Source organism: Dactylosporangium maewongense, from assembly GCF_039531485.1.
GTDB classification, from domain to species: Bacteria; Actinomycetota; Actinomycetes; order Mycobacteriales; family Micromonosporaceae; genus Dactylosporangium; species Dactylosporangium maewongense.
Genome location: NZ_BAAAQD010000051.1, coordinates 1 through 13,004, shown reverse-complemented (window position 1 = coordinate 13,004; position 13,004 = coordinate 1). Strand labels below are relative to the sequence as shown.

Below are 13,004 nucleotides of genomic sequence, written 5' to 3'. Positions count from 1 at the left end.
TTCAGTTGCGACCCGCCGCCGTCGGGTGTCAGTTGTCACGCAACTGTCACAGGGTCGAGGGCTGCCCGCCGAACCGGGCGGCGACGCTGGCATGCACGGCCCACGGAGGGAGACGACATGCAGCCGATAGCACAGACACCGGCGATGCGGCTGGTCGAGGTGCTGGTCACGGACCCGCTCGACACCAGTGCCGCACCGCGCGTCCGGGCGCTGCTCGACGACGCCGCCGCGCTGCGCCCCGCGAACCTTGTCATCGACATGACCGCTTGTGCGTATGTCGACGCCGCGGGGATCGCGATGCTCCTCGACGTGCACCGCAAGGTGTGGCTCGACGGCGGCCGGCTCACGCTTCGCGGTCTGTCGCCGAAGGTTGCCCGGACCCTGCAACTCGCCCGAGTCGACCGGGTCCTGCACGTCACCGGCACACCGGCCGAGCCGCCGGAGGGTTCGTCATAGAACTGTCATCAATTCGCGGGACGGCCGCCATGCACCGCACGCAGGGTGGAGCCTGGTCCACGGTTGTTCGCAGGGGTTTGATGGGGGTCACGATTGACGGCGTTGCTCAGTCCCGACAGCACGAACTTCACCCTCGCCTGCGACGGCTGCGGCCAACTGGTCACCAATCTCGCGCCGACCATGGGCGACTGGGCCGTTGCGTGGAGCCTGTTCAGCCAGGACGGCTGGACGGGTGACGACCTCGCGACCGGACCGCACACGTGCGGGCGTTGCACCCGCACGCCCCCGCCGCCACGGATGGTCGAGCAGGCGCTGACCCGTGAACGCTGCGTGCCGGCAGCCCGCGAGTCGCGCCGCCTGAGGGTCACCCGGGTCGCGGGCACCACCGTCGTCACCCTGACGGGCTCACCCGACCTGCTCGTCAATGCCCGCCTGCGCGACCTCGTCGTCGACCTGACCGGCCCGGCACAACGCCTCGTCATCGACGTCACCCAAGCGCCACGGCTGGACTCCGGCGCTCTCGACGTGCTGGTCCAGGCGCACCGCCAGTCCATCACCGTGTGCCTCGTCGGCGCGACACAGCAGATCCGGGACTCGTTGCGGCTACTCAGCCTGCACGGGCTGTTCCCGGTGTTCCGGACCCTCGCCGAGGCGACATCCTGCGGCCCGGCCACAGGCACCGAACCCGCACCAGCTGGCGCGGAGCGGCCCGACCGAGTCGATGCGCGGTGACCTTCTCCGTCAGCAGCAGCATCGAACACAGCGGAGCAGTCGTCGTCACCGTCCGCGGCACCGTGGAACACACCACCATCGGCTCACTGTGCGACACGATCAACCACATCGTCGACCAGCACCGACCCGCACTCGTGAACATCGACCTACAGGCCGTCACCTACATCGACACCACGGCTGTCGGCGCGCTCGACGCATGCCGACGCAGCGCTCGCAACGGCGGGACCAACGTGATGCTGCGCAATGCCAGCGACGCCGTCGACCGGACGCTACGAATGTCAGCCTGAACAGCACTCCGCCCTATCGCGTCGCATCGACAGATGCGGCCACACGCCACACCGATGACGCTGAGGCGCCCTGCCTCGACGACAGCAGCTTCGGCTTGTCGGGACAGCTGAGGGGCCAGCGACTCCTGTGGACGGCATCACCGCGCATCGCTGACCGCGACATTGTCCGCACATGGACGAGTCATCAAACCCACCACGCTGTCGCCTGGAGACCCGCGCACCCGAGCCGCACCGTGAAATGACAACCGCCTCCGGGAGATGACAGGCCCTGGACGTGCTGTCGCTGTCAGTCGGCGTACCGGATGCGCACCATCGGAAGTCGGACGCCCACATCGGGTGCGAGCGGACCTGCGGCGCTCAGGTCGGGCATGGTCAGGATGCGGCCGAGGCGCGCGGCGGCGCGCGGGTGACGGTCGCGGTACCGCTCAAGCAGATGACGGCTCTCCCCGGCGGACAGGATCTCTGCACGAGCGGGCACGCCTCGCCGGCGACCGGTCCAGATCCGCACGCCCGGATCCACTTCGATGTTCCGGAACCACTGGGACGCACGCCCGTAGCCGGAGACGACAACGAGTACCCTGGCGTCCCGCTCGAGCACCTCGAGGACGACGTGGCGGAGCTGCCCGCTTCGTCGGCCCCGGTGTTCGAGCATCGCCATCCGCGGTCCGAACAGCCAGCCGAGACCCTGCCGGTACAGCGGGATCGGTGACCGCGCAAGGAGTCGCGGGATACGCCGGGTCATGCGATCAGCCTCCTCCGACGACGTGCCCGCAACGACGAGGCCGGCATCCGGCGGGCCATCGCCATGACCCGCAATGATTGCATGAATGCAACAGATGTACGGACACTATCGCACAGACTCGGCGGGCGTGCCGTACCGAGCGCGGCGACCGGCCGGCGTCGTCGGTCGCGGGGTACCCTCTGCTGGTCCAGACGATTGTGCAGATGCAATAGTTCGTCCCGGCCATGCCAGGGAAGGGTATGTCGGGGGGTCTGGTCGGCGTCGGCAGCATGCTGATCGGTCAAGGGAGTGACACCAGTGACGCGGGACCCGATGCGCGCGAGCCGCGACGAAGCCGAAGACCCGATGCACGCAGGCGTGCGGCTGCCGCTGGCCCGGATTCTCCTGGTCGAGGACGATCCCGGCGACGTCGCCTACACTCTCGACGAGTTCCGCGAGCACCGGCTGCGCAACCAGGTGACCGTGATCGGCAACGGCCGGCACGCCTTGGACTACCTGGCCCGGCGCGGCGCGTACCTCGACGCCCCGACTCCGGACATCCTGCTGCTGGACCTGAACCTGCCCGGCGTCGACGGCCGGGTCGTACTCGATTGGGTAGTCAACGATCCACGGCTGGCACACCTGCACGTCGTCGTCCTGACCGCGTCCGCCGTCGAGGAGCAGATGCTGCGGGACTTCGGCCTGCCTGCTGGGCACTTCTTCCGCAAACCGGTCGACTTCACACAACTGATCGGGCTGATCCGTGCAGTGCAACGGTTGGCAATCGTCGTGGACCGCGGCGACCCGCCGGCCGTTCCCCGGACACAGCGATAGGTCGGCGGAGGGGCGGCGCCGTGTCATCGACCGACGCAGCCCGCTGAGCTGTATGCCGACCGGCGTCGAGCGCGCGGCATCACGCATCCGTTCCCCCGATCGCCGGTAGTAGCGGGTGCCATCGCGACGTTCCCGGGAACGGCCGCGATCCCGGCGCCCGCACGAGCCGCGTCCTCGACGACCGCCGTCTCGGCGTGGCCGCGCGTCCTGCTCGACATCGAACCATCCGCGTTCGTCGGCCGGGAGCTCTCAGCTCGCGGCCGCCTCGCGGGCAGCATCCCGGCCGAGGGCCATCAACAGGCCCATCACCGCGGACTCCAAACCGAACATCGCGGCCACGAACCACCCCAACCACAGCCACGTCACGAGCACCACTCCGGACACAACTGCGACGCAGCCGATCCGTCGGCGCGTTCGGCTCCGGTACTCACGCGGCGGACACGGCCGCAGACTGACGAAGCCGGCGGTGAACCGTGGATCGTCGGCCTCGATGTGCCGCTGGATCTCAGCAAGTATGGGCCGCTCCTCCGGCCGCCACGGCCCGCTCATCGCTCAGCCGCCGGGCGAACCTCACGGCGTTCCGTCCCGATGTCCCGGGCGGTCACTGACGCACCGAAGGTGCGTTGCACCGTTGACGCGACAACCGCCACCATGCTCGCATCATACAATAGTTGCATAAGTACAAGTTGATGTCATTGCATCGCACAACATGACGCACCCATGTCCGTGATGGAGGTGAGCGTCCGCAGCGACGCGGCCGGTGGTCCGGGGATCGGCGGCGATCGCCGAGGGCGACCGCACACATGCCACCATTGTCGGGTGGCACGACCTTCTGCTTCCTCTGACAGGCTCGACGACGGGCTCGTCGACGCGCTGCTGTCGATCAGCCGGGCGATGGTCGCCCTCGCTGCCCGCAATCTCAGCCAGCTCGATACCGACGTGACGCTGCAGCAGTACCGCACACTGGTCATCCTGGCCTCCGGCGGTCCCCAGCGCAGCGTCGACCTCGCCCGCCAGCTCAATATCGCACCGTCGACCGTGACCAGGATGTGCGACCGGCTGGTACGACGTGACCTGATCCAGCGCTTCCACCGAGAGGACGACCGGCGCCCGATCTGGCTCTGTCTGACCGAAGCCGGGAAGGAACTCATCGGCGCGGTGATGCTCGCGCGCCGCAGGGAGCTCGAGGATCTGGTCCGGGCAGCCGACCTGACCGTCTCGAAACGTACCCTGGCGGCCCTGCAAGCATTCGCAACCGCGGCTGGCGAGGTGCCCGACGCACAGTGGTGGCAGTTGTGGACCGAGTCGGCGACCCTCGCTCCCGGGACCTGGCCGGCCCAGCCCACACCGGACCGCAGCTCAGCCGCCTGAATCAGTCACAACCCGCCGGCTGATGGCACGCACCGCACGGGCCAGCCTTGCACCCCGCGCGGAAGACCGGACTATGCAAGGGGTGGCGAAACCCTCGGTAGGCCAGACAGGGCTTGGCCGGCCGGCGCGGCGACTGCCGTGCTGCGGAAGGCGGTGGTCCCGGCGGGATGCACCCGCCGCCACGCCGACCTGCACCATGCCTATCCACCGTGAGCGATCACATGCCTACCGTCGCGCCGGATCTTCGAATAGCGCACCAATCCGGAATGAATGCATCCAACCGAGCCTCCAAGAGCGAATGCGGGGCCGTCGAGTCAACGCGCCTGGCCGGGGTGGCGGCGATCCACCATGCGCTGCAGCTCTGATCGCCCACACATTCGGCTCCGGGCCGGCCTGACCTCTTCGACGCGTCGCGCGTCTATCGACGCGTCGGTCCGGGACCGGCCGATGAGCCGTCCGTCCTCTCGACCGCTGCGCCGGCCGGCGGTTGGGCCAGATCCAATGCCAGGTGCTCACCGCGACCTTCAACGCCGACAGCGTGGCGTCCCGCTCGTCGTCGCGCGGGGCGGTCCCAAAGACGGTGACGAAGTTCCCGCCGTGGACGACTACCCCGCTGATGTACGCCTGCACACCCTTGCCAGTGCCGGAAAGGTCGCAGGAGGTGCCCACGACATCGACGCCGTCCGCGCCGTCGAAGGGGATCGTCACCGGGCCCGCCACGTGGACGGACGACATCGTCGGGACCTTCGCGCCTACACCGACACCGTCGGCGACCTCATCCCCACAAACCCCGCGCCGCCTGAACCGCCACGCTCGGCGTACAGGCTGGTGGAGCGCCAGCAGCGACGCACGACCGACACGAGAACCGGCCCCTCCCCGAACGGCGGGAGGGGCCGGTTTCTCGTCCCCACCCTGTTCGCGGCGTGCCGATCGGGCCAGCAACCACGTCAAGCGCTGCGGCTGGCACGCGACATTTTGCTTGATGGCGCCTTGCGCCTCTTCGGCCTTGTGCTGACCCTTGTCCTGGAAACCCATCACGCCTCCTTCGGAGGGTAGACGCGGCGATGCGCACGGCACCGGCGCGCGTATTCCGCCCAACATGGCCTCACCGGCACCGCCGAAACACCCTGAGGACCTCAGCGACTCGATGCGACCGCAAGGGTTCTGTGGGGGAACGTCGGGTAGTGGGCCGTTCTACACCTCACATGGAGGCGGACATGTTCATTCTCGGTGTCATCTTGCTGCTGCTCGGTTGGTTTCTCCACATCACCATCCTCACGACGATCGGGGTGATCCTGCTCGTGATCGGTGCTGTGCTGTTTATCCTCGGCTCGATCGGGCGGCCCGTCGCCGGGCGGCGACATTACTGGTAGCCGACCAGCAACACTCACGCTCTGCTCTGGTCATCGTCGCCCTGTCACCGCATCACGGTTGTGGTCGGCGGTGTCGTCGACTTCGCGGTTTGACGCCCTTGGGTGATTCCACCAAGGATCGGTCCTCAGGCAGCGGCAACTCGCGCGGAGGGACGGATAGGTCGTGCGAACGCTTGCTGAGATCACGCCGGTACCTCGCCGGATCGGTGCCGATCCAGTGGCTGCCGAGCTTCTCCAGACACTTCGCCCGCAGACCGCTGCCGGCCTTTCGCGTCGCCGAAGTCGCTGCCCTGACCGAAATCGTTGTCCGGATGGAGCGCGTGCCGCGCGGCCGCCGTTGCCGATCCGGCCAATCTCGCATGACCCCGGTTGCGCAGTTCTTCAAGGCCTGCTTGTCGAACCAGTCCAGGCCGGGGTCGTTCACGGATGCCCCAGACGCGTCAAGCCAGCCCCACGAAGTTCAGGCTGCGGCGAGGTCCGTGGTGCAGTGCGGGCAGCGGACCGCGGCCGCCCGGTGCGTCCTCCATCCGGCAGCTCGGGCAGGTCTTCGTCGGAGGCGGGTCCCCGAACACCGTTCTGCCGCGCTTCTGCATGTACGCCCGGTACGGGACCACGAAGCCCTTCAACATCCGCACTCCCCCGAGGCCGCCGCTGAGCCCTCTCTACCGAGCCGGCGCCGACCTAAACCAAGCCGACCTCCCAAGCCGACCAAACCAACATGTCAGCGCCACACGAAGGCAGCCATGGCGGCCGCGCGGCGGGGTGAGACCCAGGGCCGCCTCGACCCGCTCGGCGCGCAGCGTGTTGGGCGGCGCACCGGGCAGGGAGCGCATGGACGACACCGCCAGGAGACCGGAATCTCCCGCCAGACAGGCCGCACCGCGGTCTCGGTCAGATCGACATCCCGCGCCACCTGCCGCACCGAACGGTCTCCACGCTGACACAACTCGACAAGAACCCCGGTGCTTGACACTCCTTCACGTGTCCTCCCCGATGGTGCGCACGACGGACGGCAGGTGCAGCCTCCGCCGGATCATCTGCTTGTGGCTGCGTGCCGTCGACTGTGTAATGTTGAGCGCTTCCGCCACCTCCTTGGTACTCATCCCGGTCACACAGCACCACCACGGCCCGCTCCTGGGGGCTCAACGGCTGCATCGCCATCCACAGGTCGTGCGCGAACTCCACCTCGTCGCCGAAGGACACCACGTACCGCTGCCGCGTCCGCTGAGCCGGATGTGCGCCTGGATTTGGCGGCTGATGCTCCGCAGCGCGTTCACCGCCTGGTATGCGGCAATCCGGGTGGTGTATTTGAGGTTGTCGTCGAACGTGCGCTCGCGGCGCTTCCCGGGGGAACCGTCGGCAGGGGGAACCTGAACCACGGGACGTGCTACTGCATCAGCGGCGACCGTGGCACAGGTTGCGCCCCTTCAGGCCGTGGGCTTCCCCTGAGACTGGATGTTGATCCAGAGGAAGGGGTATCCCCGGTGGGCGTCTGTAGAAGTACCCGGAGAGTCTGGCGGATCTCCCGCTCCAAGCCGATGACCGCGGACAGCAGCAGCGCCAGACCGAGATCGCCTAGCTGCAGCCAGCCATGTCCTCCCATCACCATCACATCAGCCTAGCCCTGGGCTGGGGGCCGGCACCCTGTCGATGGATCACATCAGGACAGCTGGAAGGGCTCCGACCACGAAGGCCAGAAGGCATGCCACAGCCGACGAGTGAGGGCCCGATTCGGTTGTGCTGGGCCGCCGGAGGGAACCTTGTCAACGCCTGCTGATCGGCGGGCATGAGCGGCCAACGTGGGCGAAGCGTCGAGGGTGCGGCTCGGTGATCCGGCCGTGTCGTGCGACTTGGCCAGTCGACGCAACCTCTGCCGCGACACCGGCTCTTCGAGGAGCTGAAACGTATTCATGCAACGGCCGTGTCAATCCCAGCATCCTGGGCACCAGGGACACCAGGTTCCGCAACGGCGATCCGTGACATCGGACGATCTGTGTTGCCCGCAACCGCCGACCGCGCAAGGGCAGCATCGATCATCTGGGACCCGAGGATCCAGCCCAGACGCCGAGCCAAGGGCCTAGCAGCACTGAGCGTGAGCCAACCTGGCACCGCACAGGCACCCCGCCGTCCCAGTGACCACACTCGGGCAGCGATGGCGCACGAGCGGGCACGCCGGCTCCGGCGCCGGCAGGGTCGGGCGTTTCTCGAACCGCCTCACCGGTTCAATCAAACTGCCGGAGGTCCGGTTACAGGCTCGGCGTTGCCGGCACCGGTTGAGGCGGATACCTACAAGTCCACCATCATGGACGCCAGCGGCCGGAGACGCCTCTGTTCCCCGGCCGCGCCAAGGTACACCGTTCGCTCCGCTGCACCGCGCCGCTCAGGTCCCTGTGGCGGGGAGCAGGCCGATGCGTCCGTGGTAGGCGCGGCCGAGCTGGTCCGTGTCGGAACCGACCAGGAGCCCGGCGGAGCAGGTGACGAGGACCTCGACGCCGACACCTCGGCTGTGGGTCGGGTTCCATGCCAGCGCCTTGCCGGTGACCGGGTCGACGGCGGCGATCCCGGGCCGCGGCACGGCACCCGGGCCCGCGTTCTTGCGGCCGCGTGGGTTGTCCATCCACTGCTGGTGCCCACCGACGTACACGGCGGCGTCGGTGACCGCGACAGACCACAGGGTGTTACCGCCGGTGCGGTTGACCCACACCGGCGGGTGCACACCGCTGCCTGTGACGTCGAACCGGGCGACACTGTCACACATCAACGTCGGTCCGGCCATCCCACCCGTCGCGGCGACGGCCAGGTAGGAGCCGTCCGGCGCGAAGTCGACCCCCCGCAGGTAGCTGTCGTACAAAGCCTTGCACTTGCGGGTGTAGGCGTCGGTCGACCAACCGCTCACTGCCGCAGGGCCGCCGCCGACGTCGGCGAGCAGCAGCTGCGCACGCGGCATGCCGGCGGCGGTGTCGAACGCGCCGACCGCGGCGAGGCGGTTGCCGTCCTGGGTGACGGCGACCGACTCGACCTTGACGGTGCCGCCGTCGCGGCGGGCCAGCCGCAGGTCGAACCCGGGGTCCACGACGCCCGCCGTGGCCGACAGCCGTGCCAGTCCAGCGCGGCGCTGTCCACTGATGGTGGTGAAGCTGCCTCCGGCGTACAGCCACGCACCGGACGAGGTCATGGTGCGGATCTGTCCTGGGCCCGCGGTGCTGGTGAACCCGGCCACCCGGCCGCCGGTGGCGAGGTCCAGCTGGACCAGGCCTGGCCAGACATCGCCGTTGACCTTCGTGAACGTGCCCGCGGCGTAGACCGTCCCGCCCGGCCCGGCGGCGACCGCTGTGACCCGGCCGTTCAGCTCCGGCGCGAAGTCCAGCATCCGGCCGGTGCCGAGCTGGAACGCGAACAGCGACCGGCGCGCGGCACGGCTGCCGGTTGCCGCGTCAGCGACGGTCGTGAAGTTTCCGCCGACCACGACGATGTCACCGACCACCGCCATCCCGGCGATCGCGCCGTCGAGCACGTTCGGCGTCCACACCACCGGCTGCTGCGACACCACACCCTGCAGCGCCTGCCCGGCAACCGCAGCCCCGGCGGCCATCACCAGCGCAGACACCAGCACGGCTACAGCGGTGAACGTTCGGCGCATCAGACGGCACTTCCCCTCGCAGGAAACAGCGGCACCGGCGCAGGCGGACCGGCGTGACGTTCAACGAGGCAGACGACCACCCGGCAGCTGACACCGAGCGACGTCCTGGAGGCCGCCCTTGGCCCGACCAGCACGCTCCCGATCCCTGAGCTGCCGAGGACGGGGATGTCGACCGGTCGGACCTCGACGTTGCCGCCGAGCACCTCGACACTTGAACACGCACGGGATCCGACACCGACAGGTACAGCGGCATCCGCTGGTCGACCACGAGCATGCCGCAAGCCTGCCGGCAACGGATGCAACCACGCCGCGTCGCCGACGCCACACCTGTGAACTGTTGGCCCGGGTTGCTGCCGACAACGGCTACCGCAGACAGTCACGCCGGTCGTTCGCCGTGTCCAAGGACGCAAGTCTGGCGGGTTGAGCCACCCCCGCTTTCATGGAGCTTCTTGATCATGGTCTGATGGCCATGGGAAGGAAGATTCGTGCCAGCACCGAAGAAGTACTCACCTGATCTGCGGCAACGTGCCGTGCGGTTGTATCGGGAGTCGGACCCGCAGCGCACGCGATCAGCCAGGGTGACGGCGTCACGGTGGCGGTGCTGGACAGCGGCGCCGCGGCGAACCAGCCCGACCTCGTCGGCAAAGTGGTGCCCGGCCTCGACATCGTGACGAACAAGGGCGACGCCACCTACGACCCGAACGGTCACGGCACCGGCATGGCGGCCATCATCGCCGGGCACGGGCACGGCCCGGGCGGGCGTAGGCGACCATCGACATGATGCCGGTGGAGTCGCTGCCGCCGTTACGTCGCAGGGCCGCCGGCGTCGACACGTCGAAGCAGTTGCCGCTGCGCGTCGCCTCGGGCAGCACGATGATGAGGCCGTACCGGTCGGCCGCGGTGACGTAGTCGTGGCCGTTACCGTTGAAGATGCCGCCGGTGGCCGTTCGACCACCGGCGACATGGCGGGTCAGTTGAGGCTGAAGCGTTGGTTGGCCTGGCCGTTGCAGTCGTAGAGCTGGATCTGCTGGCCGTTGCCGGTGCCCCAGACGTCCAGGCACCGACCGGACTGCACGCCGGTGATGGTGCCGTTGCTGTTGACGTTCCACTGCTGGTTGGCCTGGCCGTTACAGCTGTAGATCTGCACAGCCGCGCCGTTGCCGGAGCCCGCCGCGTCCAGGCACATGTTGCCGTACACGGTCAGCTGCCGGCTCGACGTGAGCGTCCACTGCTGGTTCGTCCCGCTGTGGCAGTCGTACAGCTGCACGCGGGTGCCGTTGTTGCGCGAGGAGTTCGGCACGTCGACGCACCGACCCGACTGCGCGCCGACGATGCGCTTGGCACCGGACGGCGGGGGCGGCGAGGATGACGCCGGGGTCGACGGCGACGAGGACGGCGAGCTCGGCGAGCTCGGCGGGGTCGAGCTCGGCGGCGTGGTGCTCTCGAACTGCGTGAAGAACCGCCAGGCCTCCCCGGACGTCCAGGTCCGGGAGTCGTTGGGGCTGGTGGAACCATCCACCGGGCTGGGTGTGTGGTCTCCGTCGAACGCGATCCAGCGCACCGGGTATCCGGCCCGGCAGCCCGAGTAGCTCGTGGCGATGTGCGTGAGGCTGTTCTGCCCCGGCTCGGGCGGGTTCTGCGCGGTACACCCGTTGTTCCTGACGAACGTGTCGCGCAACGACCGTCCGTTCGAGATGTTCAGCACGCTGTCGTGCGTGCCGTGGATGCCCAGATAGGCGACGGGCTGCGTGCCGCCGTTGCATCCGCTCAGGTTCGCGCCGGACAGCACCGCGACCGCGCGGAAGACGTTCGGCCTGGCGCAGGCGAGCGCGTAGCTCATCGCGCCGCCGTAGCTCCAGCCCATCGCGTACACCTGGGCGGTGTCAACACACAGACCGTTCTCGATGAGGCTGGTCAGATCGTCGACGAGCGTCAGGTCACGGCCGCCGGTGTTGGCCCAGCCGTTGTCGATGCCCTGGGGCGCCACGAAAATGGTGCTGTTGTTCGACAACGGCTGCAGCCCGTAGTAGCCGGCCGAGGCGACGGCATTGGCGGAGCCGTTCAACCAGTGCAGTCCGAAGACCAGCCGGTACGGATGACTGTTGTTGTAGTTGTCGGGGACTCTGAGGATGTACGTACGATTCTGGCCGCCGCTCTGGATGGAGCGGGTGCCGCTCGTGAGGGCCGGAGCCTTGCCGCATCCGGCGGTGGTGGCGAGCGTGCCGCTGGTACTCGCCTCCGCGGTCGCGTCGTGGCCGCTGGCCTGCCACCCGGCCGCGACCACGACGAGCGCCGCCGCGATTACCGCGACGAGCGAACCTCTGTGTCTTGACATCGTGCGATTCCTTCCACGAACACGTCACGCTGGACGTCGCGGTGCAACGCCGGGCGATGCCGTACTTGGGATTCGTGCGCGCCGATGTTGTCACGGCCATCACGCGAAGACAACATATTCCGAAACTCCTTCGGAACCCGGTGGAGTAAACGACCAGGAATGGAAGTTTCACGTCATCACACGCGACTGTGCGGCAGTACCGCACATAACACTTTTGCCGCGCCGGTTGCAGGGCTCAGCCATTTCCGGGCGCACCACACCGGAGCCGGCGGCAATCGCGGTTCCTTGCAGAATTTCGAAAGTCTCGAGCATTCCCGCGTCACTTGACGGCGTGCATGTGAGCGATAACATTCGCGGACGCCTGTCTCCCGCTTCCGAGTGTCCGGCCGGTCCCACCCGGAGCTATCTCCGCCGGATGGTTCTCCGCTGTCTGACCGGGCGGAGGCGTGCGAGACGGTCGACCGCACGGGCGGCTGACGCGCCGCCCGACCACGCCCCGTTTCTCCGGAGGACCTGATGAAGTTCCCTCGCTCGCGGTCCTGGGTGGTGGTCGCCTGTACGGCGGGCCTCACCGTGGCCGGGACCGCCGCGGTGCTGACCGCGAACACCGCTCAGGCGGCCGCCGGCTGCCGTGTCGAATACGTCGTGTCCAGTTCCTGGCCGGGTGGCTTCAACGCCAATGTCACCGTCACCAACTACGGCGACGCCGTCAACGGCTGGAGCCTCACCTGGACGTTCGGCGCCGGACAGACCGTCACGCAGCTCTGGAACGGCTCGGTCGCCCAGTCCGGCGCCCAGGTCACCGTCACCAATGCCAACTACAACAGCAGCATCCCCACCAACGGCAACGCCGCCTTCGGGTTCAACGGCTCCTGGAACGGCTCGAACCCGGTCCCCACCGACTTCGCGCTCAACGGCACCGCCTGCAACGGCCCGGTCGGCGGTTCGCCGAGCTCACCCGGCTCGGCCAGCGCCAGCCCGAGCCGCAGTGCCAGCGCCAGCGCCAGCCCGAGCACCAGCCCGAGCGGGAACTGTTCACTGCCGTCGACGTATCGCTGGTCGTCGACCGGCGCGCTGACCAACCCGAAGTCCGGGTGGGTGTCGCTGAAGGACTTCACCAGCGTCATGTACAACGGCAAGCACCTGGTCTACGCGTCGAACGTCTCCAGTGGAGGGTCGTACGGCTCGATGAGCTTCGGCCTGTTCACCAACTGGTCGGACATGGCCTCGGCCAGCCAGAACGGCATGAGCTCCG

The 13,004-nt window shown here is 68.4% G+C and carries 15 protein-coding genes; 10 read left to right on the top strand and 5 right to left on the bottom strand.

The features are described 5' to 3' along the window. Positions 1–117 precede the first annotated feature (117 nt). From ABD332_RS56855 to ABD332_RS56845, 3 genes are all read left to right on the top strand, one after another. Complete coding sequence (locus ABD332_RS56855; RefSeq protein ID WP_344514976.1) at positions 118–456, top strand: STAS domain-containing protein; 339 nt, start codon at positions 118–120, stop codon at positions 454–456. A 102-nt stretch (positions 457–558) separates the two neighbouring features. Further along, positions 559–1,188 (top strand): STAS domain-containing protein, encoded by a 630-nt coding sequence (locus ABD332_RS56850; protein ID WP_344514974.1) that lies wholly within the window; start codon positions 559–561, stop codon positions 1,186–1,188. Next, positions 1,185–1,475, top strand: a complete 291-nt coding sequence (locus ABD332_RS56845) for an STAS domain-containing protein (protein WP_344514972.1) — start codon at positions 1,185–1,187, stop codon at positions 1,473–1,475. The genes ABD332_RS56850 and ABD332_RS56845 overlap by 4 nt, the downstream gene beginning before the upstream one ends. Positions 1,476–1,761: 286 nt before the next feature. Here the strand turns inward: ABD332_RS56845 and ABD332_RS56840 are convergent, their stop codons facing one another. Continuing rightward, positions 1,762–2,217 (bottom strand): nitroreductase family deazaflavin-dependent oxidoreductase, encoded by a 456-nt coding sequence (locus ABD332_RS56840; RefSeq protein ID WP_344514970.1) that lies wholly within the window; start codon positions 2,215–2,217, stop codon positions 1,762–1,764. A gap of 297 nt (positions 2,218–2,514) precedes the next feature. On the opposite strand from ABD332_RS56840, the gene ABD332_RS56835 reads away from it, so the two are divergent. Further along, positions 2,515–3,030, top strand: a complete 516-nt coding sequence (locus ABD332_RS56835) for a response regulator (protein WP_344514968.1) — start codon at positions 2,515–2,517, stop codon at positions 3,028–3,030. Positions 3,031–3,279: 249 nt separating this feature from the next. On the opposite strand, the gene ABD332_RS56830 is transcribed toward ABD332_RS56835, so the two are convergent. Next, on the bottom strand, positions 3,280–3,579 hold the full coding sequence (locus tag ABD332_RS56830) for a DUF3040 domain-containing protein (RefSeq protein WP_344514966.1): 300 nt from the start codon (positions 3,577–3,579) through the stop codon (positions 3,280–3,282). Between the two features lie 171 nt (positions 3,580–3,750). Between ABD332_RS56830 and ABD332_RS56825 the strand changes: the two genes are divergently transcribed. The 3 genes from ABD332_RS56825 to ABD332_RS56815 all read left to right on the top strand — a co-directional run bounded on the left by ABD332_RS56825 (position 3,751) and on the right by ABD332_RS56815 (position 5,774). Next, on the top strand, positions 3,751–4,401 hold the full coding sequence (locus ABD332_RS56825) for a MarR family winged helix-turn-helix transcriptional regulator (protein WP_344514964.1): 651 nt from the start codon (positions 3,751–3,753) through the stop codon (positions 4,399–4,401). Between the two features lie 597 nt (positions 4,402–4,998). Next, a complete protein-coding gene (locus tag ABD332_RS56820; RefSeq protein WP_344514962.1) occupies positions 4,999–5,457 on the top strand; it encodes a hypothetical protein in 459 nt (152 codons plus the stop codon). Between the two features lie 161 nt (positions 5,458–5,618). Then, complete coding sequence (locus ABD332_RS56815) at positions 5,619–5,774, top strand: DUF6131 family protein (RefSeq protein ID WP_344514960.1); 156 nt, start codon at positions 5,619–5,621, stop codon at positions 5,772–5,774. 977 nt (positions 5,775–6,751) lie between these two features. Here the strand turns inward: ABD332_RS56815 and ABD332_RS56810 are convergent. Both ABD332_RS56810 and ABD332_RS56805 read right to left on the bottom strand, forming a co-directional pair. Then, on the bottom strand, positions 6,752–6,886 hold the full coding sequence (locus tag ABD332_RS56810) for a LuxR C-terminal-related transcriptional regulator (RefSeq protein ID WP_344514958.1): 135 nt from the start codon (positions 6,884–6,886) through the stop codon (positions 6,752–6,754). 1,268 nt (positions 6,887–8,154) lie between these two features. Further along, positions 8,155–9,414: a PKD domain containing protein gene (locus ABD332_RS56805; protein WP_344514956.1), complete on the bottom strand. Its 1,260-nt coding sequence runs from the start codon at positions 9,412–9,414 to the stop codon at positions 8,155–8,157. 568 nt (positions 9,415–9,982) lie between these two features. Here ABD332_RS56805 and ABD332_RS56800 point away from each other — a divergent pair. Beyond that, a complete protein-coding gene (locus tag ABD332_RS56800) occupies positions 9,983–10,195 on the top strand; it encodes a S8 family serine peptidase (protein ID WP_344515054.1) in 213 nt (70 codons plus the stop codon). Beyond that, positions 10,195–10,323, top strand: a complete 129-nt coding sequence (locus tag ABD332_RS56795) for a hypothetical protein (RefSeq protein ID WP_344514954.1) — start codon at positions 10,195–10,197, stop codon at positions 10,321–10,323. Before ABD332_RS56800 ends, ABD332_RS56795 begins: the two co-directional genes overlap by 1 nt. Positions 10,324–10,384: 61 nt before the next feature. Here the strand turns inward: ABD332_RS56795 and ABD332_RS56790 are convergent, their stop codons facing one another. Continuing rightward, the gene (locus tag ABD332_RS56790; protein WP_344514952.1) at positions 10,385–11,749 is read right to left on the bottom strand and encodes a ricin-type beta-trefoil lectin domain protein; all 1,365 of its coding nucleotides are present in this window, start codon (positions 11,747–11,749) and stop codon (positions 10,385–10,387) included. 516 nt (positions 11,750–12,265) lie between these two features. Between ABD332_RS56790 and ABD332_RS56785 the strand changes: the two genes are divergently transcribed. After that, the coding region (locus tag ABD332_RS56785; RefSeq protein WP_344514950.1) for a non-reducing end alpha-L-arabinofuranosidase family hydrolase at positions 12,266–13,004 on the top strand (739 nt) is incomplete at its 3' end.

Bases quoted from the DNA above. Each gene is read 5' to 3' on its own strand.
- ABD332_RS56790 (WP_344514952.1), bottom strand. From the start codon at position 11,749: ATGTCAAGACACAGAGGTTCGCTCGTCGCGGTAATCGCGGCGGCGCTC.
- ABD332_RS56855 (WP_344514976.1), top strand. From the start codon at position 118: ATGCAGCCGATAGCACAGACACCGGCGATGCGGCTGGTCGAGGTGCTG.
- ABD332_RS56840 (WP_344514970.1), bottom strand. From the start codon at position 2,217: ATGACCCGGCGTATCCCGCGACTCCTTGCGCGGTCACCGATCCCGCTG.
- ABD332_RS56805 (WP_344514956.1), bottom strand. From the start codon at position 9,414: ATGCGCCGAACGTTCACCGCTGTAGCCGTGCTGGTGTCTGCGCTGGTG.
- ABD332_RS56825 (WP_344514964.1), top strand. From the start codon at position 3,751: ATGTCCGTGATGGAGGTGAGCGTCCGCAGCGACGCGGCCGGTGGTCCG.
- ABD332_RS56795 (WP_344514954.1), top strand. From the start codon at position 10,195: ATGCCGGTGGAGTCGCTGCCGCCGTTACGTCGCAGGGCCGCCGGCGTC.
- ABD332_RS56815 (WP_344514960.1), top strand. From the start codon at position 5,619: ATGTTCATTCTCGGTGTCATCTTGCTGCTGCTCGGTTGGTTTCTCCAC.
- ABD332_RS56830 (WP_344514966.1), bottom strand. From the start codon at position 3,579: ATGAGCGGGCCGTGGCGGCCGGAGGAGCGGCCCATACTTGCTGAGATC.